The sequence below is a fragment of the Mesorhizobium sp. AA23 genome (assembly GCF_001672435.1).
GTDB lineage: Bacteria > Pseudomonadota > Alphaproteobacteria > Rhizobiales > Rhizobiaceae > Mesorhizobium.
In genome coordinates, this window is record NZ_LYTP01000029.1 from 62,700 (window position 1) to 84,185 (window position 21,486).

Genomic DNA, 21,486 nt, shown 5'->3' on the forward strand with positions numbered 1-21,486 from the left:
GTCGCAGCATTGACCATGGCTCCGCTCCTTGCCGCGCGGGGGGTGTCGAAGGCGTTCTTCGGCAACCCCGTCCTGCGCGACGTTTCCATCGCTCTCCAGCCGGGCCGCGTGCATGCGCTGCTCGGCGAGAACGGGGCCGGAAAGTCGACCTTGATCAACCTCCTGTCGGGCGCCTTGCGCCCGGACAGCGGGACCATTGAGGTCGATGGGCGTGCCGTGGCACGCATGACGCCAGCGCTCGCGCGACAGGCCGGCATCGCCGTCGTGCAGCAAGAGCTCAGCCTGACGGCCAGCCTTTCGATAGCCGAGAACATCGGCATCGGCGCCTATCCCAAGCGCTTCGGGCTGGTCGATTACAAGGAGCTTGCCGCGCGGGCGAAGGCGGCATGCAAACTTGTCGGCCTCGACGAGCCGCTGTCGACACCAGTTGGGAATCTATCCCTCGGGCGACGGCAGATGGTGGAGATCGCCAAGGCTCTCTATCGCCGGCCGCGCGTGCTCATCCTCGACGAGCCGACCTCGTCGCTCTCGGCGACGGAAACGAAAATCCTCACCGACCTGTTGGGACGGCTGCGTGGAGAAGGCGTCGCCATTCTCTACATCTCGCACCGGCTCAACGAGGTGATGGCGCTCTGCCAGCATGTGACGGTGCTGAAGGACGGCACCTGCACGGCCGACCGGCCGCTGGAGGGAACCGATGCGACTGGATTGGTGCGCCTGATGGTCGGTCGCGACCCCGGCGATCTCTTTCCGAAATGGCAGCCGTCGGTATCGCCCGGCGCCGCCGTCTCGATCCGCGGCTTCTCGGCCGGCCTGATGCAAGACGTCGACCTCGACATCGGGACCGGCGAGGTGCTGGGCATAGGCGGCCTGGTCGGTCAGGGGCAGGAGGATCTGCTGCTCGGTCTTTATGGGGCCATCCCGGCGAGGACGGTTTCGGCGACGGTAAACGGCGTGTCGGGCCTGCCGGGTAATGTGCCGAAAGCCAACGCGCTGGGGCTCGCCTATGTGCCAGCCGACCGTAAGCGCGAGGGCCTCCACCTTATTCATCCGATCATCACCAACATGATGTTGCCTTCCCTCGCAAGACTTCCGTCGTTGAAGCTGCGCAGCCGCAAGGCTGAACGCCAGAAGGGAAGGGATCTCGCCGCCCAGCTTTCCATCAAGGGCGACCTGCAGCGTCCGGCGCAGGCCTTGTCGGGCGGCAATCAGCAGAAGGTCGCGCTGGCGAAGTGGATGCCGCACGATCCGCTGGTGCTGCTGCTCAACGATCCGACGCGTGGCGTCGATGTCGAGACCAAGCGCGAAATCTATCTGATGCTTCGCGCCTTCGCCGCCGCTGGCAAGGCGGTCGTGCTGCTCAGTTCCGATACGCCGGAACTGGTGCATCTATGCGACCGCGTCGCGGTGGTTCGTGACGGCCGGGTCGCCAGGATGCTCGAGCGTGCCGCGCTGAGCGAGGAAGCCATCGTGTCGGCGGCGATGGGTGCAGAGAGGCGGAAGGTGGCGGCATGAGCATCATTCCATCCGCGAGAGCCGACGGCGCGCTCTACTGGCAGGTGCAGGCGCGCCGCAACATCGGCGTTCGCAGCCTCTTCCTGGTGGTGCTGGCGTTTCTCATCGCCTATGCCGTGCTTTTTCCGGGCCTGTTCACGGTCTCCGGCTTTGCCAAGTTCACCCAGAGCTGGTTCCCGCTAGCGCTGGTGGCGATGGCGCAGGCGATCCTCATGCTCACCGGCGGCATCAGCCTTGCGATCGGCGCGACCGTCAGCCTCGGCGCGGTCATTGCCGCGACCACCATGGGCGGACAGCTGGGCGTCGCCGGCGGCGCGGCCGCCGTGGCGCTTGCCGGGCTCGGCATTGGCGCCGCCACCGGCTTCATCGTGGTCAGGCTGCGCCTGCCGGCGATCGTGGTGACGCTCGCCGGCTCGTTCATCATCGGTGGCGCCGCACTGCTGATCCTGCCGAGGCCTGGCGGCTCCATCCCGGCTTGGCTATCCGACCTGCTTGCCGGCGACACGCCAGCGGCGTTCGTGCTGCTGGTGGTGGTCGTCCTGCTGTGGAAGCTCTATCTCGCCACGCCGCTTGGATTGAGCCTCTATGCCGCCGGCGAGAATCCGGTCGGGGCTTACCGTTCCGGTGTGCCGGTCGACGCGGCGCGTGTGGCCGCCTATGCTATCAGCGGCCTCTTGTCGACCGGCGCCGGGCTGTTCGTCGCCGCGCAAACGGGCTCTGGCGATCCGGTCATCGGCACCGCCTTCACGCTCAATTCCATTGCCGCTGCCGTGCTTGGCGGCATTGGCTTTCTCGGCGGGCAGGGCACCATGCGAGGCGCGCTCGCCGGCAGCCTGCTGCTCAGCCTGATGATTAGCGTGATGTTCTTCCTCGGCTTCACCCCGGTAGCGCAGTATGTCGCGCAAGGGCTGATCATCATCGGCGCGGTCGCCATCCCGCAATTCCGCAAGGTGCAGCAATGACAGCGTGGACCGACAGCCCCGGCGGCAGACGCGCCAGGGCGATCCTCACCAGCCGACCGTTCCTCACCCTTGCCATCGTCGTCGCAGTCTGGATTGCGGCGAGCATCGCATCGCGCGGCTTCGGCGCCTACGGACATCTGCGCTACCTGGTAGAACTTGGCGCGGTGATCGGCCTCGTGGCGGCCGGGCAGACCTTCGTGGTGATCGCCGGCGGGATCGATCTCTCGGTGGCAGCGATCGTCACCGTCAGCGCCATCAGCCTGCCGCTGCTGTCATTGCAGGCCGATCCGACCGGCCTTGCCTCCGTGCTCGCGGTGCTTGCGCTGACCACAGCTATCGGCGTGGTCAACGGGTTAGGGGTGGCGCTGCTGCGCGTCCATCCGATGATCATGACGCTGGCCATGGCGACATTCCTGCAGGGTCTGCTGATCATCATTGCCGGCGGCAGTGCCGTCACCGCCGAGAACCCGCTGGTTCATTGGCTTGGCAATGCGAGGCCGGCCGGCATTCCGGCCGGCATCCTGCTATGGATCGCGGTTTCCGTGCTCGTGCTGACACTGATGCATGCAACGCCTTTCGGCGCCCGCATCTTCGCCATGGGCGCCAATCCGCTTGCGGCGTCGTTGTCGGGCGTGCCGATCACTTCCACGACATTGGCTGTCTACGGCATCAGCGGATTCACGGCGGGGCTCGCGGGCGTGCTGGTGCTCGGCATGAACGGGCAGGGCTATGTCGGGATCGGCGATCCTTATCTGCTCGCCTCGATCGCCGCAGTGGTGCTTGGCGGCACCTCGATCCTCGGCGGGCTCGGCACCTATGCCGGCACCATCCCGGGAGCCATCCTGCTGGTGACGATCACTGCGCTGATCACCGTGGTCAATGCATCGCCCGGCTGGCGCAGCATCCTGTTCGGTTCGTTGATCCTCGGGCTGCTGCTGCTCTCAGGCAGGGAGCAAGCCCGGCGATGACCCGGCGTCCAGGCGATAGATGCGAGCGGCGTTGCCAAAGAACAGCGCCGCCTGCTCGTCCCGGGAAAGATCGGCGGTGATCACCTTGAAGCTGTCATATACCTCATTGAACGAGGCGTGCAGGCCGGCGACCGGGAAGTCGGAGCCGAACATGGCGCGCTTCATGCCGAAGCAGTCGATGCAATGCAGAACGATCGGCCGCAGACTTTCGAGCGTCCAGTCATGATCGTAAGCGACCAGGTCGGATATCTTGATGGCGACGTTGTCGCGCTCGGCCAGCCGCCGCAGCCCGTCTCGCCATCTCTGCAAGCCTTCGGGATCACGGTCGATCGGGCTGCCGCAATGGTTGAGGACGAATTGCTGGTCGGGAAAGGCCGCGGCGAGGTGCGCTGCCTCGGCCAGTTGGCGTGGAAACACCATCAGGTCGAAGGAGAGCCCGTACCGGGCGAGCGAGCCAAGGCCGGCGCGCCAGGCGGGATCGTCCATTATGCCGTCGCGAGCGGCGAAGCGCCGGGCGGGATCAGGGTCCCAGCTCAGAATGTCGCGTATGCCGATGACGCGGTCGAACGCGGCCTGCGCCTCGATCAACTCCGCCGCGTTGTGGCTCGCCAACGGCACATGGACGACGTAGCGCGCCGCTACGCCGCCGCACGACTTGTCGAGCGTCTCGAGCCAGCGGGTCTCGCCGACGCTGTCGTCGCTCGCCCAGCCGGCTTCGACATGGACGCTGGCGACGATATTGTGCCGCGCGGCGTCGCGCAGATAATCCTCGGGCAGATAGTTGCGGCGCAAGGCATCAAGCTCGCCGAGGCCGCCGCGTTCGCCGGCAGAGGCGGTCAGCCAGGGATGGCGGCCGAGGCTGAGATCCCAGAGATGGTGATGGGCGTCGATGATGGGTCCGGAGTAGGGATTTGGCACGCGGTTCCCTCAGGCCTTGGCCGGCAATCGGTTGAGCCATTGTTCGGCGACGGAAGGGTTAGCATCGGATGAGCGGGAACACACCGGCCCAATCGCTTGTCGTGCATGAAAATTTCATGCTCGACGATCGTATCCGTGGCGTGCCCCCCGGCACGTCCGGATTGGATTCCAGCCTGGCCGGACAGCAAGGCTGGCATCCGGCCGATGGCCGCATGTCGCTGCCGCTGCTCAGCCTTGACGAAGCGGCCTTCGCCTCAAATCGCGACTTGTTCCTGCGTTATGTGCGCGAGCAGGGCGCTGCGGTCGCGCCGCATGCCAAGACGCCGATGGCGCCGGATCTCGCCCATTCGCTTGTCAAGGCCGGTGCCTGGGGCACGACGGTCGCCGATATAAGGCAGGCAACGGTGATGCTGAAGGCGGGTCTCTCGAGACTGATCATTGCCAACGAGGTCGGCGGCGCCGGTGGTGCAGGCCGGCTCGCGAAACTGACTGGCGCGTGGCCGGATGCCGAGCTCTATGTCTTCGCCGACTCGGTCGCGGCCGTGCGGGCACTGGCGGATGCGTGGCGGGCAGCTGCCGATCTCCCGCCGTTGCGTGTCCTGGTCGAGCTCGGCGCGGCGAGGGCGGGCCCACGAACCACGGCCGAGGCCGAAGCAATCGCCGATGCCGTCGCTGCGACCGGCGGACGGCTGCGCATTGCCGGCGTCGGCACCTATGAAGGCGCTGCCGCTCAGCCTGATCCGCTGCGCACCGATGAAGCGGTCTCTGCGCTGCTGGCATCGGTGGGCGACATGTTCCTCAGGCTCCGCGCTCGCCTCGGCGGCGAGGCCTGGCGACGACATCGCGGTCGGCGACGTCATCGAATTCGGCATTTCGCATCCCTGCACCTGCCTCGACCGCTATCGCGTAATTTTCGGCGTGGATGAGACCGGTCGTGTGGCCCATGTCTTTCCGACGTATTTCGGCTGACCAGGCCTCCAAAAAGAACTCGAAAGGATCCGAGATGATCAAATACTTCCAGTCCGGCTCTCGCATGTCGCAGGCGGTGGTGTATGGCGGCATGGTGCATATAGCCGGCCAGGTCGCCAACGACCGCAAGGGGGGCATCGAAGCGCAGACCAGCGATGTTCTGGCCAAAGTCGAGGCGCTGCTGCATGAGGCCGGCAGCAGCAAGTCGAAGCTCGTGGCGGTCAACATCTTCCTGCCGCAGATCGGCGATTTCGACGCGATGAACAAGATCTACGATGCCTGGGTGGATCCCGAGCGCCTGCCGGCACGCGCCTGCGTCGAAGCGCGTCTGGCCGACCCGGACCTGCGCATCGAAGTCACCGCCGTCGCGGCCGTCTGAGAGGACAGCATGCATACCGGCCTTGTCCACACGCTCGATTTCGACCGCGAAGGCAAAACGCACGGCTATCTCAGCATTCCGTTCTCGGTCGACCGCTCACCCTATTTCCAGGTCAAGGTACCGATCTGCACCATTCGCAACGGGAAGGGTCCCTCACTGCTGCTGATGGCTGGCAACCACGGCGACGAGTATGAGGGCGAGCTGTCGCTGGCCAAGCTGATCCGCCGGCTCGATCCGGCCGCAATCAGCGGTCGCATCACAATCCTGCCGATGGCGAATGCGCCGGCGGTTATGGCCGCCAAGCGCTGCTCGCCGCTGGACGGCGGCAACCTCAACCGCGCGTTCCCGGGCGATCCGACGGGCACGCCGACCAGTCGGCTCGCCCATTTCCTGGAAACGGAACTGTTTCCCCGTCACGATGTCGTCTTCGACATCCATTCGGGCGGCACCTCGATGGAGCATCTGCCGACGGCGCTGGTCGAGCGCAATGCCGATGCCGAGCGCCATCGGCGGGGTGTCGAGCTAATGCGCGCGCTCGGGATGCCGTTCGGCTTCGTCGCAGACAACGGCCAGGCCTCGCCGACCTCGATGGGTGCCGCGCGCCGGGCTGGCGCCATCGGCGTCAGCGGCGAATTCGGCGGCGGCGGAACCGCTACCGTCGATTCGATGACGCTTACCGCTCGCGCGCTCGATCGCCTGATGGTCGAGCTGGGCGTGGTCGCGGCGCCGGTGCTCACATCGGACGCAGAGCCGGCGAAGCCGACGCGGTTGCTTTCGCTGTCGAGGCACAGCCAGGGCATCTACTCGACGCGGCGCGGCTGGTTCGAGCCTGCGGTCCGCCTCGGCGACAGCGTCAGTGCTGGCCAGCTGGCGGGATGGTATCACGATCTCGAACGGCTGGAGCTTGCCGAGGAGGCGATGCGTTTCTCCGAAAGCGGCATCGTGCTGTCGCGCCGGCTGCACACCATGTGCGAGGCGGGCGACTGCCTGATGCAAGTGGCCGAGCCGGTCGAAGGCTGACGCCGGCCCGGAAGGGACGAAGAACCGAGGATGAGCATGCAGCTTTCGATGTGGACCTATCCCTGGGACATTCAGGATCTCGGCCTGGAGACGGTCGAGCGCGATATTGTCCAGCGCGCCGGCCTCAACATGATCAGCCTGGCCACCTCCTATCATGCCGGTCGCTTCCTGCAGCCGCGTAGCCCGCGGCGAAAAGCCTATTTTCCAGAGGATGGCACCATCTATTTCAAGCCGTCAGCGGCGCGATGGGCCGACCTCGCCATCCAGCCCAAGGTCGCGGATGTGATCAGCGAAGGCGGCGACGTGCTTGGCCAACTCGTCCGCCGGCGGGAACAGGGCGGCCCCGGGGTCTCTTGCTGGACGGTGTGCCTGCACAACACCCGCCTCGGCATGCTTCATCCCGAGGCGGTCACTCGCAACGCCTTCGGCGATCCCAACTATTACAATCTCTGTCCCTCGCATCCCGACGCGCGCGCCTATGTCCGGGCGCTGGTTGCGGACATCTCGCACGGCTACAAACCGGACAGGATCGAACTCGAAAGCCCTTCCTTCATGGGATTTGCCCATGAGTACCATCACGAAAAGGACGGCGTCGGCCTCACGCCCGAGGAGGATTTCCTGCTGTCGCTGTGCTTCTGTCCCTCCTGTGTCGATCGCGCAGCCAAAGCCGGGGTCAACGCCGAACCGGCGCGAGCGCTCGTCCGGCAATGGATTGTCGAGACCTGCGAGCGCGCAGTGCCGGAGCGGCGCTTCCCCGGTTTTCCAGCGAGCGGACTCGAGGTTTTCGGGCCATGGCCGGAGCTACACGCCTATCTGGTCTGGCGCTTCGAGCCGGTGACCAGTCTGATCGCCGAGCTGCGCGAGGTGGCGCATCCGCTCACCAAGGTCCTCATCATCGACCTCAAGGAAGGCTGGCTGGGTGGCTGCGATCTGGCGGCTGTCGGCAAGGTCTGCGACGGGGCGATCTTCTGCGCCTATGACATGCAGGCCGAGGATGTCGCAAGCCTGGTGACGGACGGCCGCGCGCTCGGCGCCGGCAAATTTCTCGGCACCGGCTACCGGCTTTTTTACCCGGAAATGGCGGGTCCGCAGTTGCTAGCGGCGAAGGTCAGCCCGGCGCGGACAGCTGATGTCGATGGTCTCAACTTCTATAATTACGGGCTGGTGCCGGCAGCGCGGCTGGATTGGGTGAAGGCCGCGCTCTCGGCCTGAGCGCTGCCGGTCTTAAAATACCCTCACGCCAACCGGGTGATATCGGCAGGGGAACCTGCCAAGATCGCTTGCGTTCCTGAGTCTGTTTGCGCCTTCCGAGGCCAGGAGGCGCGTTTCGGCTCCAACGGGGGAGAATTTCGATGAGACCAGTGGTTCCGCTCGTTCTCGCCGGCTGCCTGATGACTGCCGCGAGCGCCTACGCCGACGATGCAGATTTCCTGCGCTCGTTCCAGGGCAGCTTCGCCGGCAACGGCACCTTCAAGGTGAGCGCGAATGCGCCGACGGTGAATATCTCCTGCGACTTCAAATCCGGCGCTACCTCGACCTCGCTGTCGCTCGACGGCAAATGCCGCGGGCTGATCTTGATGACGCGGGAGATCAGCGCGGATCTGAAGGCCACCGGCAGGGGCTATAGCGGCGTCTATATCGGCTCGCGTACCGGGCCGGCGCAATTGAACGGCAGCCGCTCGGGCAACGCGCTCAATCTCGGCATCCGTTGGGCAAAGGAGGTCAATGGCGACCACAAAGCGCAGTTGACCGTCGAAAAGACCGGCAGCGACAGCATGCGGCTGACGGTGACCGACACGGATCCAGAAACTGGCAAGACCATGGTGACGAGCCGGATCGACCTGCAGCGCACCTGATCAAGCCGCCCATGAATGCCAGCCGGTCTCAGTCCTCGAGCGGCTCGGGCGGGTTGGCAGCACGGCCCTTGCCGAAGGTGTAACCGGTCTCGACGGCCTTCCTGCCGAATTTGTCGCGCAGCTCGTCGATCGCGGTTTCGGCCATCGCGCGCTTGCGCGACTGGACGTCGACCAGATCCGGCGGATCGGCCTTCCCGTCGTCGGAAAGATCGCTGACGCCGATGCCGAGCAGGCGGAATTTCGTGCCGTCGGTCTCGCGACGCAACAAATCGAGCCCGGTTTGGAAGATGCGATCGGCCAGCCGTGTCGGATCGCCAAGCTGGCGGTTGCGTGTGCGCAGCTTGAAATCCTGCGTCTTCAGCTTCAGCACCACGGTGCGCCCGGCAATGCCGGATTTCTTCAGCCGCGCCGAGACTTTTTCCGACAGGCCGCGCAGCACCGGCACCAATTCTGCCAGCGAGCCGATGTCGTTGTCGAAGGTGGTTTCGGCCGACACGCTCTTGGCATCGCCGTCGGGGTCGACGCGGCGGTCGTCCTCGCCGCGCGAAAGCCGGTAGAGCCGGTCGCCCATGACACCGTAGCGCCGCATCAGTTCGCCGCGCTCCATGCGCTGCAGCTGGGCAATGGTGCGGATGCCGTCGCGCTCGAGCGTCGCGGCCAAGGCCTTGCCGACGCCCCAGATCAGCGTGACCGGCTGCCCGGCAAGAAAGCTTGGCGCTTCCGCTTCGCCGATGACCGAAAAGCCGCGCGGCTTGCGGAAGTCCGACGCGATCTTGGCGAGGAACTTGCAGTAAGAGAGACCGGCGGAAACGGTGATGCCGAGTTGCTTCTCGACGGTCTGTGCGAAGCGGGCCAGCACAAGCGCCGGCGGCATGCCATGCAGCCGCTCGGTACCGGCGAGGTCGAGAAAAGCTTCGTCGATCGACAGCGGCTCGACCAGCGGCGTCAGCGCCTGCATCAGCGCGCGCACCTCGCGGCCGACGCGGACATATTTTTCCATGTTCGGCGGAATCACCACGGCCTCGGGACAGGCCTCGAGCGCCTTGAACATCGGCATCGCCGAGCGCACGCCCTGGATGCGGGCGATGTAGCAGGCAGTGGAGACGACGCCGCGCCTGCCGCCGCCGACGATCAGCGGCTTGTCCTTCAGCGCCGGATTGTCGCGCTTTTCGATGGCGGCATAGAAAGCGTCGCAGTCGATGTGAGCGATGTCCAGCCGGTAGAGTTCCGGATGACGGACAAGGCGCGGGCTGCCGCAGCGCTCGCAACGGCGCGTCTCGCTGCGCTGAGAAGCCAGGCAGTCGCGACAAAAGCCGTGTTCGGGATTGTTGACAGGAGCCGTCATCGCTGCGAACATAAAGAGAACAACCGCAATGGTACGACAGTGCAGGGCCGGCAACAAGCTTGGCCTGGGGAGAACGTATGAGCACGACCATAGTACCGCTGAGTCCTGAGCGTTGGACCGATTTCGAGGATCTCTTCGGCAAGCAGGGCGCCTGTTACGGCTGCTGGTGCACGCATTTCCGGCTGACCCCGGCGGAGCGGCGGGCGAGCGACCGCGAGCGCAACAAGGATCACATCAAGGCGCGCATCGAAGCCGGCCCGCCGCCCGGGCTTCTGGCTTTCGAGGACGGCAAGGCCGTCGGCTGGATGCAGGTCGGCCCGCGCGCCGACGTGCCCGAATGGAACAATCAAGGCCGGGGCTCGGCGCCTGTCGATCCCGCGGATGCCCAAGACCCGAACGTCTGGGCGATCTCCTGCTTTTTCATTCGCGCCAAGGCGCGGGGCAGGGGCATCACTCATCGACTTGTCGACGGCGGCATCGCCTTTGCCCGCGAAAATGGCGCCAGGCTGCTGGAAGCCTGCCCGATCGATCTGTCGCGCGATTCGCGTTCGATCGGGCTGTTCGTCGGCTCGTCGCGCGTGTTCGAGAAGGCCGGGTTCGAGAGGCTTCTGGAGCGCAAGCCCGGTAGGCCGCTGATGCGGCTGGTGCTTTAGCCGCTTGAGGATTTGGCTTACAGTCATCGTCTTGCGGCTGTAATGCTTCTTTTCTACGAGAAGACGAAACGATTTGCCTTCCGAGACCGACGGAGACTGACGTGAAGCGTGTTTTGCCACTTGTTTTCATTCTTGCTTTCAGCGCGCCGGCCGTTGCACAGACCGTCGACAGCCAGGGCGCCAAACAGCTTTCGGACAATCTGGCGCGCTATTTCGGCAAGCAGGCGTTCGAGAAGGGCGTGCTCAAGGTCTCGGTCGAAGGCGACGCCTACAAGATCGCAGTGGACGTCAAGGCCCTGGTCAGCGCCCTGCCGGAGCAGAAGCCGTTCAAGATCGACCTCGCGCCCTATGCCTTGTTGGTGAAGCCGCGCAGCGATGGATTCTGGGACGTCACCTCGGATTTTTCCCACACCATGTCCTTCGAATTCAACGGACCCGAAGGCCCGCAAAGCATGCAAGTTTCGGTCAAGGACGGCAAGGGCTCCGCCGTCTACGATCCGAACCTGGCGGCGTTCACCAGCGGCGCCAGCTCGATGGCCGGCATGACGTTGACGTCTCGGGAAGCCAAGCAGCAGGCGGACGTCACCGCCGGTGCCGGCACCGCGACGATTGCCGCCACCAAGTCGGTCAATGGCGGCGTCGACTTCAAGGCAACGCAAAAGGTCTCGAGCTTCGTCGAGACGATCAAGATCGACGATCCCAACAGCGGAATGAATTTTCCGGTCACCCTGAAAACGCCCGAACTTTCCGTTGATGCGAATGGCAAGGGCGTACGGACGAAGCCGTTGCTCGACCTTCTTGCCTTTGCCGTCGCCAATGAGGACGAAGCCAAGCTCAAGGCTAACCAGGCGGAGCTCAAATCGCTCCTGTTGGCCGCGCTGCCCGTCTGGGAAAGGATCGACGGCAACTACAGCTTCAAGGATTTCGAGGTGGAGAGCCCCGTCGGCAAATTCGCGGCGAAGCAGTTCAGCACCGCGTTCGGGATGGACGGAATCTCACCGAACGGCAGAGTCGACTACGCGATCAAGGCCTCCGGCCTGACGATCCCGCAGCAAGCGCTGCCCGCCTGGAGCGTCGCGTTGCTGCCGACGGATATTGACCTCAACTTCGGTGGCGCCAATATTGATCTCGATACGATGGCAAGGAAGACGATCGAAGCCTTTGATCTCAATAAGAATCCGTCGCTGCCGGATGCATTCGGCAAGGCTTTGGTCGAGGATTTCAAGGCCAAGAAGCCCAAGATCGTGTTCGGGCACTCGACAGTGAAGAATGGCGATATCGAAGTCGCCGTGGAAGGCGAGGTGTATTTCCCGGATAGCAAGAAACCCGATGGGAGCGTGACCATCGACGTCGCCGGCTACGACAGGATCGTCGATGCCCTGAAGGAAGCGGCAAAGAGCGATGAGCAAATGGTGCAGGCCTTCCCGTTCGCGCTTGCCGTCAAGGGTTTTGGCAAGACACTGCCTGACGGTCGCCTGGAGTGGGTGATCAACACCAAGGCCGATGGGTCCATCGTCGTCAACGGCGCCATGCTGAAGGGCCCGGATAAAGTCCAGGACGACAGCGCGGGGCAGGACGACAATTCGAGCGGCGATGACGGCGCGAACGGAACGGACAATTCAACCGGCGGGGCCGATTCGGACGGCGGCGACAATGGCGGGGCTGGAGCGAAGCTGCAGCCCTGAGCGCCTGAATTATAGCCCGAGCGCGCCCGCAATCCTCGGCGCCGCCTCGCGCCAGTTGTCGACCGAGATGATGTCGTCCGGCGTCGGCGGCAGGAAAGCGCGCAGCGTGTTGTCGGCCTTCAGGTGGAAGAGGTGCGCGTCGACGACAGAGCTGCGCGCCGACAGCAGGTTGGAGGGCTGGTCGTCGACGAAGGCGACGGGCCGGCCCTTGGCGCCGCGCAGCTTGGCGATGGCTGGGCCCTTTGCCATTTCCGTGGTCAGCAGCGGGTAGTTCATGCCCAGCACGTCGAGATGCGCCCGGCGCACGGCGCGGTGCTTGTGCGGCATCGCGGTCAGGAGCACGATCTCGGCGCGCTGTCCGAGCGACGCCAGCGCCTCCGCGGCGCCGTCGGTGATGCTTTGCCAATCGGCCTGGGCATCGAAGAAATCGCCGAGAAGCGCCGTCACTTCCGCCTGCTCGATCAGCCGGCCGGACGCCATCTCGGCGATGTTGCCGGTGAGCCGGAAGGAGGCGAGAGTCAGCCCGAAGCCGCGCGACTTCAGGTAGCGCGGGAAGGGTCGGATGAATTCGAGCACGACATCATCGACATCGAGCACCAGCAGCGGCCGGTCGTCGGCCGCCAACTCCTCGATCTGGCGCGCGGTCTCGGGATCGTCGCTCATGTCGAGCGCTCATGATCGTCGTTGCCGAGCGGCAGCGCCCGCAAAGCCTTGTCGACGGCAGCCGGTGGCGTGCCCGTTTCCTCGGCAAAGCGCAAAAGCGTCGGCTCGTGGGCGAGGATGAACTGCAGCACGCCGGCAAGGAAGCCCGGCTCCGCGGCAGCGTGGCGGATCGACCGCGCCTCGATGCCGGTTATCGCCAGGAAGCGAGGCAACAGCTCCGGATCGCCGGCGACGAAGCCAAGCGCCCTGACGGCAAGGGTTTCCGCCTCCTCGCGCATTGACGCTGCGTTCGTCATCATTACCTTTTGCCGATGTGCATGTTGAGTCTTTCTTCCGCAGTAATGGCAAGCGTCGCTTGCGGCAAGTCTCAGCCGCTTCAGCCCTGCAGCCGCAAGTGGAATGGGTGTGCTTTTCCAACGGCAGGTTTGCGTTTCGTCAATCATATTGACGTAGGGTACAGGCGGGTTGGGTGCGATCCGGCAAGGACGCATGACGGCGGTCTTCGGCTCAGGGGACCGTCGGGACGGGAAATTGATGGCTAAGAAGGTCATGATCGTCGAGGACAATGAGCTCAACATGAAGCTCTTTCGGGACCTCATCGAAGCCAGCGGTTACGAAACGGTCCGCACGCGCAACGGCCTGGAGGCGCTGGATCTCGCGCGCCAGCACCGGCCGGACCTGATCCTGATGGACATCCAACTGCCCGAGGTTTCTGGCCTGGAAGTGACCAAGTGGCTGAAGGAAGACGACGAATTGCACTCGATCCCGGTCATCGCCGTCACCGCCTTCGCGATGAAGGGCGACGAGGAGCGCATCCGCCAGGGTGGCTGTGAGGCCTATATTTCCAAACCGATCTCGGTGCCGCGCTTCATCGAAACGATCAAATCCTATCTGGGCGATGCCTGAGCCGGAGCCTTTGAGATGACCGCGCGGATCCTCGTCGTCGATGACATCCCCGCCAATGTGCGGCTGCTGGAGGTGCGGCTGCTGGCCGAATATTTCGAGGTGCTGACGGCCGGCAACGGCCCGGATGCGATCGAGACCTGCGAAAACGGCAACGGCGATGTCGTGCTGCTCGACGTGATGATGCCGGGCATGGACGGCTTCGAGGTCTGCAAGCGGCTGAAGAGCGACCCGGCGACCTCGCATATTCCGGTGGTCATGATCACCGCGCTCGACCAGGTATCGGACCGGGTGCGCGGCCTTGAGGCGGGCGCCGACGATTTCCTCACCAAGCCGGTCAATGATCTGCAACTGATGACGCGGGTGAAGAGCCTGGTCAGGCTGAAGTCGCTGACCGACGAATTGCGGCTGCGCGCCTCGACCACGCGCAACATCGGCATCGAAGAGCTGCTCAGCCGCAACTTCGCGACGGAAGACACCAAGCCCAAGGTGCTTCTGGTGGACGAGCGCAAGTCGTCTATCGAGCGTATCCAGAAGATGCTTCGCGGCAGCGCCGATCTCGACGTCGCCACCGATCCGAATGCCGGATTCTTCCAGGCCGCCGAGACCGCCTATGAATGCGTGCTGATCTCGACGGCCTTCGCCGATTTCGATGCGCTCCGGCTTTGCTCGCAACTGCGCTCGCTCGACCGCACCCGCTTCCTGCCGATCATGCTCTTGGCCGATGAGGGCGAGGAGGGCCGCATCATCCGCGGCCTCGAACTCGGCATCAACGACTATCTGACGCGGCCGATCGATCAGCACGAGCTGACGGCGCGCCTGCGCACGCAGGTGCGGCGCAAGCGCTATAACGATCAACTGCGCGCCAGCGTCACCCAGACCATCGAGATGGCGGTGACCGACGCGCTGACCGGCCTGCACAACCGCCGCTACCTGGACAGCCATCTTGAGACGCTGTTCGACCGCGCCGTGGCGCGGCGGCGGCCGCTCTCGGTGATGATCACCGACCTCGACCGTTTCAAATCCATCAATGACGCGCATGGCCACGACGGCGGCGACGACGTCCTGCGCGAATTCGCCAGGCGGCTGCGCAAGAACGTGCGCGGCATCGATCTCGCCTGCCGCTTCGGCGGCGAGGAGTTCGTCGTGGTCATGCCGGATACCGACGGGCCCATCGCCGAGAAGGTGGCCGAGCGTATCCGCGCCGAGATCGCGCAGGCGCCCTTCGCAATCGGAAGCAGTGGCAAGACGATCGAGGTGACGGTCAGCGTCGGCGTGTCATCGGTGCTGAGGGGAGCCGATACGGTCGCGGGGTTGATGAAGCGAGCCGACCTTGCGCTCTACGAGGCCAAGAGCGGCGGCCGCAACCGGGTTGTCGCCAAGGCCGCCTAATCCATGCCACCCAATTGGTGCGCAGCAGTTTTGCCGCATCGACATGGACAAGACCAGAAGACTTAAGCGCGTTGCCTGAAATCGTTGCGCCGTGAAGCGGTTACGCACGGAAGCCCCAATTCCGCGTCAACCCGATAGGGTTAGGAATTTACCTTAATCCAAGCGATTCGGGAGCCGTGGTTAAGAAATGGTTGATTTTCATACGTTCTTGCGCAAATCTGCTTGGCATAGACCGAAGACTAAGCCGGCACGAGGGTAGACTGCCCGGCTCGATCCAAAAAATACCCCATGATGCTCAGGTCCGCCGCATCTCCTGGGTCCGTGGGGTCGGCCGGCCGGCGCTGGCACATAGTGGCCTCCTCGTACCGCTGCCAACCGCCGACCGGCCCCCTTTTTCTCATGCATGATTCAGCGTCAGGCAGCCGCGGGCTTTCTTGCTCGAGCGTCCGCCCGCTGAAAACAAAAACGCCGCCCCAAGGGGCGGCGTTCGGCATTTCAGGATAAACCGGATTACTTGATCTTGGTTTCCTTGAACTCGACGTGCTTCTTGGCAATCGGGTCGTACTTACGGAACGACAGCTTGTCCGTCTTGGTGCGGCTGTTCTTGCTGGTCACGTAGAAGAAACCGGTGTCGGCGGTCGACAGAAGCTTGATCTTGATGTTTGCGGCTTTGGCCATGATGTTCGTCCGTTAATGTTCGTGGAGTTTTGGCCGCTGGAGCACGGGGAAAACACCCGGACGCGGGAAACTTGGCGCGACACATAAAGAACGCGCCCGGAAAGTCAAGTCCAAGCGCCTTCTTGCCCCGTTTTGACGCGGCGGAACTCGCCGCGTCAGGCGTTCTCCCTGACCTGCAGATCGGCCTTCTTCCAGTCGCCGGTGGTGTTCCACCAGCGGTTCGGATTAGTATGGTCGTCGAGTCCCTTGGAACGGCTGGTCAGCAGCGGCTGAATGCGGATCACAGGCTCCTGGTAGGAATGGGCCTGGAATATCGCTTCGGCGACACGGGCGGCGAGCGCCTGATCGTCGGGCAGTTCGAACGACACCTCGACCGTGCCCGGCCGCCTGCGCAACTCGATCTCGGCGCCCGCGGCAGCGCCTTCGAGCGTCCGGTATCGCTCTATGCCTTGCGCCGACTGGTAGGCATTGCCGTCATACTTGCCCATGCGCAGCGGCGTGATCGCCACCACCGCCTCCATGATGCGCTCGACATCGGCTGCCGGCGCCTGGAAGGTGACGAGCAGAAGCAGTTCCATCCTGAGGGATTTGGTTTCAAAGCCGCTGTCGATCATCGCTATATCCTCGCTCTTCCTGCATCGGAGCGAGGGTATAGCAGGGGGCCTGCTGACACGGTGATGTCAGCATGCCCGGCGCTGGGCGACATTTCACTAGAGGATCTTTCGCACCAGCCTGACGAGGACCAGGAGCATGTACGCGGCAAAGAACAGCGCCAGCGACCAGCCGAAGCCCGAAGGGCCGAAGGCGTCCATGCCGATGCCGATCGCCTGCGGGCCGATCACCATGCCGACCCCATAGCAGAGCACGAAGGCGGCGTTGGCAGAGGCGAGCTCATGGCCGGAAAGCTGAGAACCCAGATGCGCAAGGCCGATCGTGTACATGGCCGCGACCACACCGCCCCAGACGAACAGAAGCGCCGCCATCAGGTGCCAGTCCTTGGCGAAGAAAGGCATGAACACGGTTCCGATGAGGCCGACCGTGGCGCAGGCCAGAAGCAGGTAGCGGCGGTCCGAGACTCGGTCGCTGATCATCCCGATCGGTATCTGCAGCAGAACGTTGCCGAGGCCGATCATCGTCAGCAACAGCGCAGCGTCGGCCTCGGAGTAGCCGATGCGGCTGCCATAGACCGGGAACAGTGAAAAGCCGCCGGTCTCGACGGCGCCGAACACCAGCACGGCGAAGGTTGCTGTGGGCACCATCCAGATATAGCGCAGGAAATGGCTGGTTTCGCCGTCGGCGACGATCGCCGGGCTCTCGTTACGAGCCGCCAGCACCGGAATGGCAGCAAGCGTTACCAACGCAATGGTGACGCCGAACGGCAGGAACCCACCGGAGCCGACATGGGCGAACAGCCACGGCCCGGCGGCGAAGCCCAGAGAAAGCACCGTAGCGTAGATGCCAAGCACAAGGCCGCGACGATGCGGGGGCGCCGAGGTGCTGATCCAGAATTCCGACAGAATGAAGAGCACTGTCAGCGAGATGTGCAGCGCGACGCGGAGCGGAAACCACATCCAGAAGGCCGGCGCGAAATGAAAGCCGACAAAAGCGAGCGCGCCAACGGCGATCATCAAAAGCATGGTCTGGGCGACGCCGAGGCGCATGGCCAGCGGCGTGGCGAGCGGCGCGCCGGCGATCGAGGCGAGCCCGGCGACCGCCGTGTTGAGGCCGATCATCGAGGCCGAGTGGCCGCGCGATTCGAGGATGACGCTGAGCAGCGGCATGCCGAGGCCGATGGCAATGCCGACCACGCTGATCGAGGAGATCGCCGCAGTCATCGGCAGCCAGTGTACGCGTTCGTCGCCCTGTTGCTGGGTATCGACCGTCATCGATGGGGATGCTCTGCTTCTAAAGGACTTCGCGAACGAAGCGGTTTCGGATGAGGCGGAAGAACGGCACTGCGCCGCCCGGACGCAGCAACGGATCGCGGGCGAGGCGCCTTTCCAGTTCTTCCAGGATCATGCGGGTGATGTCGGGTGTGTCGGCCTTGCGGGCGTCGCCAAGCGGCAGCCAGACGAGCTCCTCCAACTCGTTGGTTGGACCACCGTCGGGCAATTCGACGGCGACATCCTCACGCCAGGCGCTGAAGAAGCGGGTATCGAAGCGGCGCACGCGGTTGGGCGGCGTGATGGCGCGCGCAATAAAGCGCAGGGCGTCCAGCGACGGTGCGACGCTGTGTTCGACGAAACCCTGCCAATCGCGCTTGGCGGTCGCGAACGGGCCTTTACGGCCGATCAGCAGGCCGGCTTCCTCGTAAGTCTCACGAATTGCCGACATGGCGATGGCGCGCGCCCGTGCGGCGCTCGCGCGGCCGGGGCCGCTCACAAGTCTTGCCTCTTCCTCACGATGCAGCGGGGCAGCCACCGGAACGCGGCTGTCGGCGGGATCGGTGCGGCCGCCGGGGAAGACGATTTTTCCCGGCATGAAGGCGTGGCCGGCATGGCGCCGGCCCATCAGCACCAGAACGTCGCTGGCTCTCCTGTCGAGCAGGATCAAGGTTGCGGCATCGCGCGGGCGAAGCGGCCGACCGCCGTGCACGGCCAAGCCTTTATCGAGCTTGTCGACATCCGCCTTGGTCATTCCTTCCATGCGCTCGACCTAGCGGAAACTTCTCGAACGCGAAAGTGGCTTACGTGTTCGGGCCTTTGCACCAGCCCCGGACCAAACGTCGCTGCCGGAGCAATTCCAGGAAAAACGCGCAGCGGTTCTCGATCTGGAATTCCACTGCTCGGAGATGGTCGTTGTTTGTCTCAAGGGCAGAACCGCTGCAGGCTTAGGGATGCGGCTCGAACTCGTCCTTCTCGCCGCCGAAGCCGTGCATATAGAGCGCCCATTGCAGGCCGATGACGGCGCCTTTGACCGGCTGCAACAGCGCGATAGCCACAATAATGGTCAGCGGCACCCAGATCAGCGCGTGGTGCCAGGTCGAAAGCGTGGTGGCGGCCTCCACAGTCATGAAGGCGCCAACCACAATGTGGCCGACGATGACGATCACCAGATAGGCGGGAAGGTCGTCGGCGCGATGGTGATGAAGCTCCTCGCCGCAGACGCCGCATTTGTCGACGGGCTTTGTGAAGGCGCCGAACACCTTGCCTTCGCCGCAATGCGGGCACCGGCCAAGCATGCCGCGCTTGATTGCCGTCCACAGCGGACGCGCGACGCGGCCCGAATGGTGCTCGCCGCCGATAACCTGTTCTTCCATGCCCTTCGACATCATCTTCTCCTGCCGCGGGGACCCATGCGCGACTGCGACGCGCGGGCGCGGCCCTTGGCCTTGTGGAACGACCGTCGCGAGCCTGGCAGCGGCTTCGGGTCGCTCAGCATTTCGAAACGCATCGCGCCCGCCATCGGCGCAACCTCGAGCAGCCGCACCTCGACGCGGTCGGCTAGCTGGTAGCCCTTGCCGGTGCGCTCTCCGAACAGCGATCGAGCGGTTTCATCGTAGATATAGTAATCGCCGTCCAAACTTGACACCGGGATGAAACCATCGGCGCCATACTGCGGCAATTGGACAAAGAGTCCCGCCTTGGCGACGCCGGAGATGCGAGCGTCGAAGGTGTCGTTGATGCGCTCGGCGAGATAGGCCGCGATCAGCCGGTCGACCGTGTCGCGTTCGGCCGCCATGGCGCGGCGTTCGGTGGCCGAGATCAGCGCGCCGACCTCTTCCAGGCGATCCGCTTCCTGCTGCGTCAGGCCGCCGGGACCGAGGCCGAGCGCGGCAATCAGTCCGCGATGCACGATGAGATCCGCATAGCGCCGGATCGGCGAGGTGAAATGCGCGTAGCGTCTCAGGTTGAGACCGAAATGGCCGATGTTCTTCGGCGAGTATTCGGCCTGGCTCTGTGAGCGCAGCACCACTTCATTGACCAGCGCCTCGTTGTCGGCGCCGCGCACCCGCTCCAGAATGCCGTTGAACTGCCCGGGCCGCATCTGCGCGCCGCGCGCCAGCGACAGGCCAAGCGTGTGCAGGAACTCGCGCAGCGATTCCTGTTTCGCCAGCGACGGCGCGTCGTGGATGCGGTAGACGAGCGGCTCTTTCTTGCCTTCAAGCGTCTCCGCGGCCGCGACATTGGCCTGGATCATGAACTCCTCGATCAGCTTGTGGGCGTCGAGGCGCTCCGGCACGACGACCCGGTCGACGGTGCCGTCGGGCTTGAGCAGGATCTTGCGTTCCGGCAGCTCCAGTTCGAGCGGCTGGCGGCTGTCGCGGCCGCGCTTGAGCACGGCATAGGCATCCCAGAGGGGCTTCAGAACGCCTTCGAGGATCGGCCCCGTCTTGTCGTCGGGCACGCCATCGATCCCCGCCTGCGCCTGCGGGTAGGCGAGCTTGGCCGCCGATTTCATCATGATGCGGTGGAACGAGTGCCTGAGCTTGCGGCCTTCCGCCGAAAAGGTCATGCGCACGGCGATCGCCGGGCGGTCCTCCGCTTCGCGCAGCGAGCAGAGGTCGTTGGAGATGCGCTCGGGCAGCATCGGCACGACGCGGTCCGGGAAATAGACCGAATTGCCACGCTTTAGCGCCTCGCGGTCGAGCGGCGTGCCGTAGCGGACATAGGCCGCGACATCGGCGATTGCCACGGTGACGATGACGCCGCCGGGATTCTTCTTATCCGTATCGGGCGTGGCGAACACCGCGTCGTCATGGTCCTTGGCGTCGGCCGGATCGATGGTAACCAGCGGCAGATCGCGCCAGTCCTCGCGCCCGGCAAGCGAAACCGGCTTCACGGCGTCGGCTTCGGCGATCACATGGGCCGGAAAGACGTGGGGTATGTCGTGGGCGTGGATGGCGATCATCGAGACCGCCTTCTCGCTAGTCAGCGAGCCCAGCACCGCCAGCACCTTGGCCCGCGGCAGGCCGTAGCGCGAAGCGCGCGCCGGCTCGACCTCGACCAGATCGCCATTTTTGGCGCCGTTCTGGAATTCCTTGTCGACGATCAGCTCGGGCTGGCGGCGTTCCACCGGCTCGATGCGAAAGGTGCCGTCCTTCAGCACGCGGAAGACGCCGAGCACGGCTTCGCTGCGCTTCTCGAAAATCTTCATGACCCGCCCGGTATAGGCGGGGCCTGAGGGATCGTCGGTCGGGAAGGTCTTGGCGAGGACGCGGGCGCCGATGCCCGGAACCGGGCCGCTGGCGCCGCGCGAAATGCGGATGGCGATCACGGGCGGCGAGCCCGGGCCGGTGTATTCGCTCGGATGCGCCAGAAGCACACCATCGTTATCGCGGCCGAAAATGTCGAGCACGGCGACATGGGGCAGGGAGCCGGCGCGGGTGAGCCGCTTGCGGTTCCTGGTCAGCAGGCCCTCATCCTGCAGGTCGCGCAGCAGATCCTTGAGCCAGATGCGGTCCTCGCCGCGCAGCGCGAACGCCTTGGCGATGTCGCGCTTTCCGGAGCGGTCGGGGTTCTCAGCGATGTAGCGCAGGATTTCGTCGCGCGAGGGCCGGTAGTCATCCTTGACCACCTTCGCCCTGGTGTCGGCGCTGCGCGGATCGCCGTGACTTCTTCCGGAGATCCTGCGCGCCAC

Annotated in this window: 21 protein-coding genes and 1 pseudogene; 12 read left to right on the forward strand and 10 right to left on the reverse strand. The window is 64.7% G+C overall.

What is annotated here, in order from left to right:
• Nucleotides 1-15: 15 nt before the first annotated feature.
• From A9K66_RS22870 to A9K66_RS22880, 3 genes are read left to right on the forward strand one after another with little or no spacing between them, the layout of a single operon-like run.
• Nucleotides 16-1,515, forward strand: a complete 1,500-nt coding sequence (locus tag A9K66_RS22870) for a sugar ABC transporter ATP-binding protein (protein ID WP_067328109.1) — start codon at nt 16-18, stop codon at nt 1,513-1,515.
• Nucleotides 1,512-2,477, forward strand: a complete 966-nt coding sequence (locus A9K66_RS22875) for an ABC transporter permease (protein ID WP_067328113.1) — start codon at nt 1,512-1,514, stop codon at nt 2,475-2,477. The genes A9K66_RS22870 and A9K66_RS22875 overlap by 4 nt, the downstream gene beginning before the upstream one ends.
• Entirely contained in the window at nt 2,474-3,445 is a 972-nt protein-coding gene (locus tag A9K66_RS22880; protein ID WP_067328116.1) for an ABC transporter permease, read from the forward strand. Before A9K66_RS22875 ends, A9K66_RS22880 begins: the two co-directional genes overlap by 4 nt.
• Here A9K66_RS22880 and A9K66_RS22885 read toward each other — a convergent pair.
• On the reverse strand, nt 3,419-4,363 hold the full coding sequence (locus A9K66_RS22885; RefSeq protein ID WP_067328118.1) for an amidohydrolase family protein: 945 nt from the start codon (nt 4,361-4,363) through the stop codon (nt 3,419-3,421). The two genes, A9K66_RS22880 and A9K66_RS22885, sit on opposite strands and share 27 nt — an antisense overlap.
• Before the next feature lie 68 nt (nt 4,364-4,431).
• Here A9K66_RS22885 and A9K66_RS22890 point away from each other — a divergent pair.
• The 5 genes and pseudogenes from A9K66_RS22890 (at nt 4,432) to A9K66_RS22910 (ending at nt 8,587) form a co-directional block, all read left to right on the forward strand.
• Nucleotides 4,432-5,332: pseudogene (locus A9K66_RS22890) on the forward strand (alanine racemase).
• A gap of 34 nt (nt 5,333-5,366) precedes the next feature.
• Nucleotides 5,367-5,711, forward strand: a complete 345-nt coding sequence (locus A9K66_RS22895; protein WP_067000282.1) for a RidA family protein — start codon at nt 5,367-5,369, stop codon at nt 5,709-5,711.
• 9 nt (nt 5,712-5,720) lie between these two features.
• The gene (locus tag A9K66_RS22900) at nt 5,721-6,731 is read left to right on the forward strand and encodes a succinylglutamate desuccinylase/aspartoacylase family protein (RefSeq protein WP_067328122.1); all 1,011 of its coding nucleotides are present in this window, start codon (nt 5,721-5,723) and stop codon (nt 6,729-6,731) included.
• Nucleotides 6,732-6,767: 36 nt separating this feature from the next.
• Nucleotides 6,768-7,943, forward strand: a complete 1,176-nt coding sequence (locus A9K66_RS22905; RefSeq protein WP_067328428.1) for a hypothetical protein — start codon at nt 6,768-6,770, stop codon at nt 7,941-7,943.
• 140 nt (nt 7,944-8,083) lie between these two features.
• Nucleotides 8,084-8,587 (forward strand): hypothetical protein, encoded by a 504-nt coding sequence (locus A9K66_RS22910; RefSeq protein WP_067328124.1) that lies wholly within the window; start codon nt 8,084-8,086, stop codon nt 8,585-8,587.
• Nucleotides 8,588-8,615: 28 nt separating this feature from the next.
• Here A9K66_RS22910 and A9K66_RS22915 read toward each other — a convergent pair whose 3' ends face one another.
• On the reverse strand, nt 8,616-9,944 hold the full coding sequence (locus A9K66_RS22915) for a DNA polymerase IV (RefSeq protein ID WP_067328126.1): 1,329 nt from the start codon (nt 9,942-9,944) through the stop codon (nt 8,616-8,618).
• A 65-nt stretch (nt 9,945-10,009) separates the two neighbouring features.
• On the opposite strand from A9K66_RS22915, the gene A9K66_RS22920 reads away from it, so the two are divergent.
• Both A9K66_RS22920 and A9K66_RS22925 read left to right on the forward strand, forming a co-directional pair.
• Nucleotides 10,010-10,585 (forward strand): GNAT family N-acetyltransferase, encoded by a 576-nt coding sequence (locus tag A9K66_RS22920; protein ID WP_067328128.1) that lies wholly within the window; start codon nt 10,010-10,012, stop codon nt 10,583-10,585.
• A gap of 101 nt (nt 10,586-10,686) precedes the next feature.
• Nucleotides 10,687-12,270: a DUF2125 domain-containing protein gene (locus A9K66_RS22925; protein WP_067328131.1), complete on the forward strand. Its 1,584-nt coding sequence runs from the start codon at nt 10,687-10,689 to the stop codon at nt 12,268-12,270.
• 9 nt (nt 12,271-12,279) lie between these two features.
• Here the strand turns inward: A9K66_RS22925 and A9K66_RS22930 are convergent, their stop codons facing one another.
• Nucleotides 12,280-12,933 (reverse strand): hypothetical protein, encoded by a 654-nt coding sequence (locus A9K66_RS22930; protein ID WP_067328133.1) that lies wholly within the window; start codon nt 12,931-12,933, stop codon nt 12,280-12,282.
• Nucleotides 12,930-13,229 (reverse strand): DUF3572 domain-containing protein, encoded by a 300-nt coding sequence (locus tag A9K66_RS22935; RefSeq protein ID WP_067328431.1) that lies wholly within the window; start codon nt 13,227-13,229, stop codon nt 12,930-12,932. Before A9K66_RS22935 ends, A9K66_RS22930 begins: the two co-directional genes overlap by 4 nt.
• 238 nt (nt 13,230-13,467) lie before the next feature.
• Here A9K66_RS22935 and A9K66_RS22940 point away from each other — a divergent pair, with 238 nt between their 5' ends.
• Together A9K66_RS22940 and A9K66_RS22945 are read left to right on the forward strand one after the other, a co-directional pair.
• Nucleotides 13,468-13,839 (forward strand): response regulator, encoded by a 372-nt coding sequence (locus A9K66_RS22940; RefSeq protein ID WP_027166515.1) that lies wholly within the window; start codon nt 13,468-13,470, stop codon nt 13,837-13,839.
• Between the two features lie 15 nt (nt 13,840-13,854).
• On the forward strand, nt 13,855-15,228 hold the full coding sequence (locus A9K66_RS22945) for a PleD family two-component system response regulator (protein WP_067328135.1): 1,374 nt from the start codon (nt 13,855-13,857) through the stop codon (nt 15,226-15,228).
• A 510-nt stretch (nt 15,229-15,738) separates the two neighbouring features.
• On the opposite strand, the gene rpmG is transcribed toward A9K66_RS22945, so the two are convergent.
• The 6 genes from rpmG to rnr form a co-directional block, all read right to left on the reverse strand.
• Nucleotides 15,739-15,906 carry a 50S ribosomal protein L33 gene (gene rpmG / locus A9K66_RS22955; RefSeq protein ID WP_040995604.1) on the reverse strand — a complete coding sequence of 56 codons (168 nt, stop codon included), beginning with the start codon at nt 15,904-15,906 and terminating at the stop codon, nt 15,739-15,741.
• A gap of 155 nt (nt 15,907-16,061) precedes the next feature.
• On the reverse strand, nt 16,062-16,520 hold the full coding sequence (locus A9K66_RS22960) for a hypothetical protein (RefSeq protein WP_067328140.1): 459 nt from the start codon (nt 16,518-16,520) through the stop codon (nt 16,062-16,064).
• A 96-nt stretch (nt 16,521-16,616) separates the two neighbouring features.
• Entirely contained in the window at nt 16,617-17,792 is a 1,176-nt protein-coding gene (locus A9K66_RS22965) for an MFS transporter (protein WP_067328142.1), read from the reverse strand.
• 19 nt (nt 17,793-17,811) lie between these two features.
• Nucleotides 17,812-18,552 (reverse strand): NUDIX domain-containing protein, encoded by a 741-nt coding sequence (locus A9K66_RS22970; protein WP_067328144.1) that lies wholly within the window; start codon nt 18,550-18,552, stop codon nt 17,812-17,814.
• Between the two features lie 184 nt (nt 18,553-18,736).
• A complete protein-coding gene (locus A9K66_RS22975; RefSeq protein ID WP_067328433.1) occupies nt 18,737-19,177 on the reverse strand; it encodes a DUF983 domain-containing protein in 441 nt (146 codons plus the stop codon).
• Nucleotides 19,177-21,486 (reverse strand): ribonuclease R, encoded by a 2,310-nt coding sequence (rnr, locus tag A9K66_RS22980; protein WP_067328147.1) that lies wholly within the window; start codon nt 21,484-21,486, stop codon nt 19,177-19,179. The genes A9K66_RS22975 and rnr overlap by 1 nt, the downstream gene beginning before the upstream one ends.

Coding starts and splice junctions, on each gene's coding strand:
- A9K66_RS22960 (WP_067328140.1), bottom strand. CDS start 16,520: ATGATCGACAGCGGCTTTGAAACCAAATCCCTCAGGATGGAACTGCTT.
- A9K66_RS22920 (WP_067328128.1), top strand. CDS start 10,010: ATGAGCACGACCATAGTACCGCTGAGTCCTGAGCGTTGGACCGATTTC.
- A9K66_RS22900 (WP_067328122.1), top strand. CDS start 5,721: ATGCATACCGGCCTTGTCCACACGCTCGATTTCGACCGCGAAGGCAAA.
- A9K66_RS22975 (WP_067328433.1), bottom strand. CDS start 19,177: ATGTCGAAGGGCATGGAAGAACAGGTTATCGGCGGCGAGCACCATTCG.
- A9K66_RS22910 (WP_067328124.1), top strand. CDS start 8,084: ATGAGACCAGTGGTTCCGCTCGTTCTCGCCGGCTGCCTGATGACTGCC.
- A9K66_RS22895 (WP_067000282.1), top strand. CDS start 5,367: ATGATCAAATACTTCCAGTCCGGCTCTCGCATGTCGCAGGCGGTGGTG.
- A9K66_RS22965 (WP_067328142.1), bottom strand. CDS start 17,792: ATGACGGTCGATACCCAGCAACAGGGCGACGAACGCGTACACTGGCTG.
- A9K66_RS22905 (WP_067328428.1), top strand. CDS start 6,768: ATGCAGCTTTCGATGTGGACCTATCCCTGGGACATTCAGGATCTCGGC.
- A9K66_RS22970 (WP_067328144.1), bottom strand. CDS start 18,552: ATGGAAGGAATGACCAAGGCGGATGTCGACAAGCTCGATAAAGGCTTG.
- A9K66_RS22875 (WP_067328113.1), top strand. CDS start 1,512: ATGAGCATCATTCCATCCGCGAGAGCCGACGGCGCGCTCTACTGGCAG.
- A9K66_RS22870 (WP_067328109.1), top strand. CDS start 16: ATGGCTCCGCTCCTTGCCGCGCGGGGGGTGTCGAAGGCGTTCTTCGGC.
- A9K66_RS22935 (WP_067328431.1), bottom strand. CDS start 13,229: ATGACGAACGCAGCGTCAATGCGCGAGGAGGCGGAAACCCTTGCCGTC.
- A9K66_RS22940 (WP_027166515.1), top strand. CDS start 13,468: ATGGCTAAGAAGGTCATGATCGTCGAGGACAATGAGCTCAACATGAAG.
- A9K66_RS22915 (WP_067328126.1), bottom strand. CDS start 9,944: ATGTTCGCAGCGATGACGGCTCCTGTCAACAATCCCGAACACGGCTTT.
- rpmG (WP_040995604.1), bottom strand. CDS start 15,906: ATGGCCAAAGCCGCAAACATCAAGATCAAGCTTCTGTCGACCGCCGAC.
- A9K66_RS22930 (WP_067328133.1), bottom strand. CDS start 12,933: ATGAGCGACGATCCCGAGACCGCGCGCCAGATCGAGGAGTTGGCGGCC.
- A9K66_RS22945 (WP_067328135.1), top strand. CDS start 13,855: ATGACCGCGCGGATCCTCGTCGTCGATGACATCCCCGCCAATGTGCGG.
- A9K66_RS22880 (WP_067328116.1), top strand. CDS start 2,474: ATGACAGCGTGGACCGACAGCCCCGGCGGCAGACGCGCCAGGGCGATC.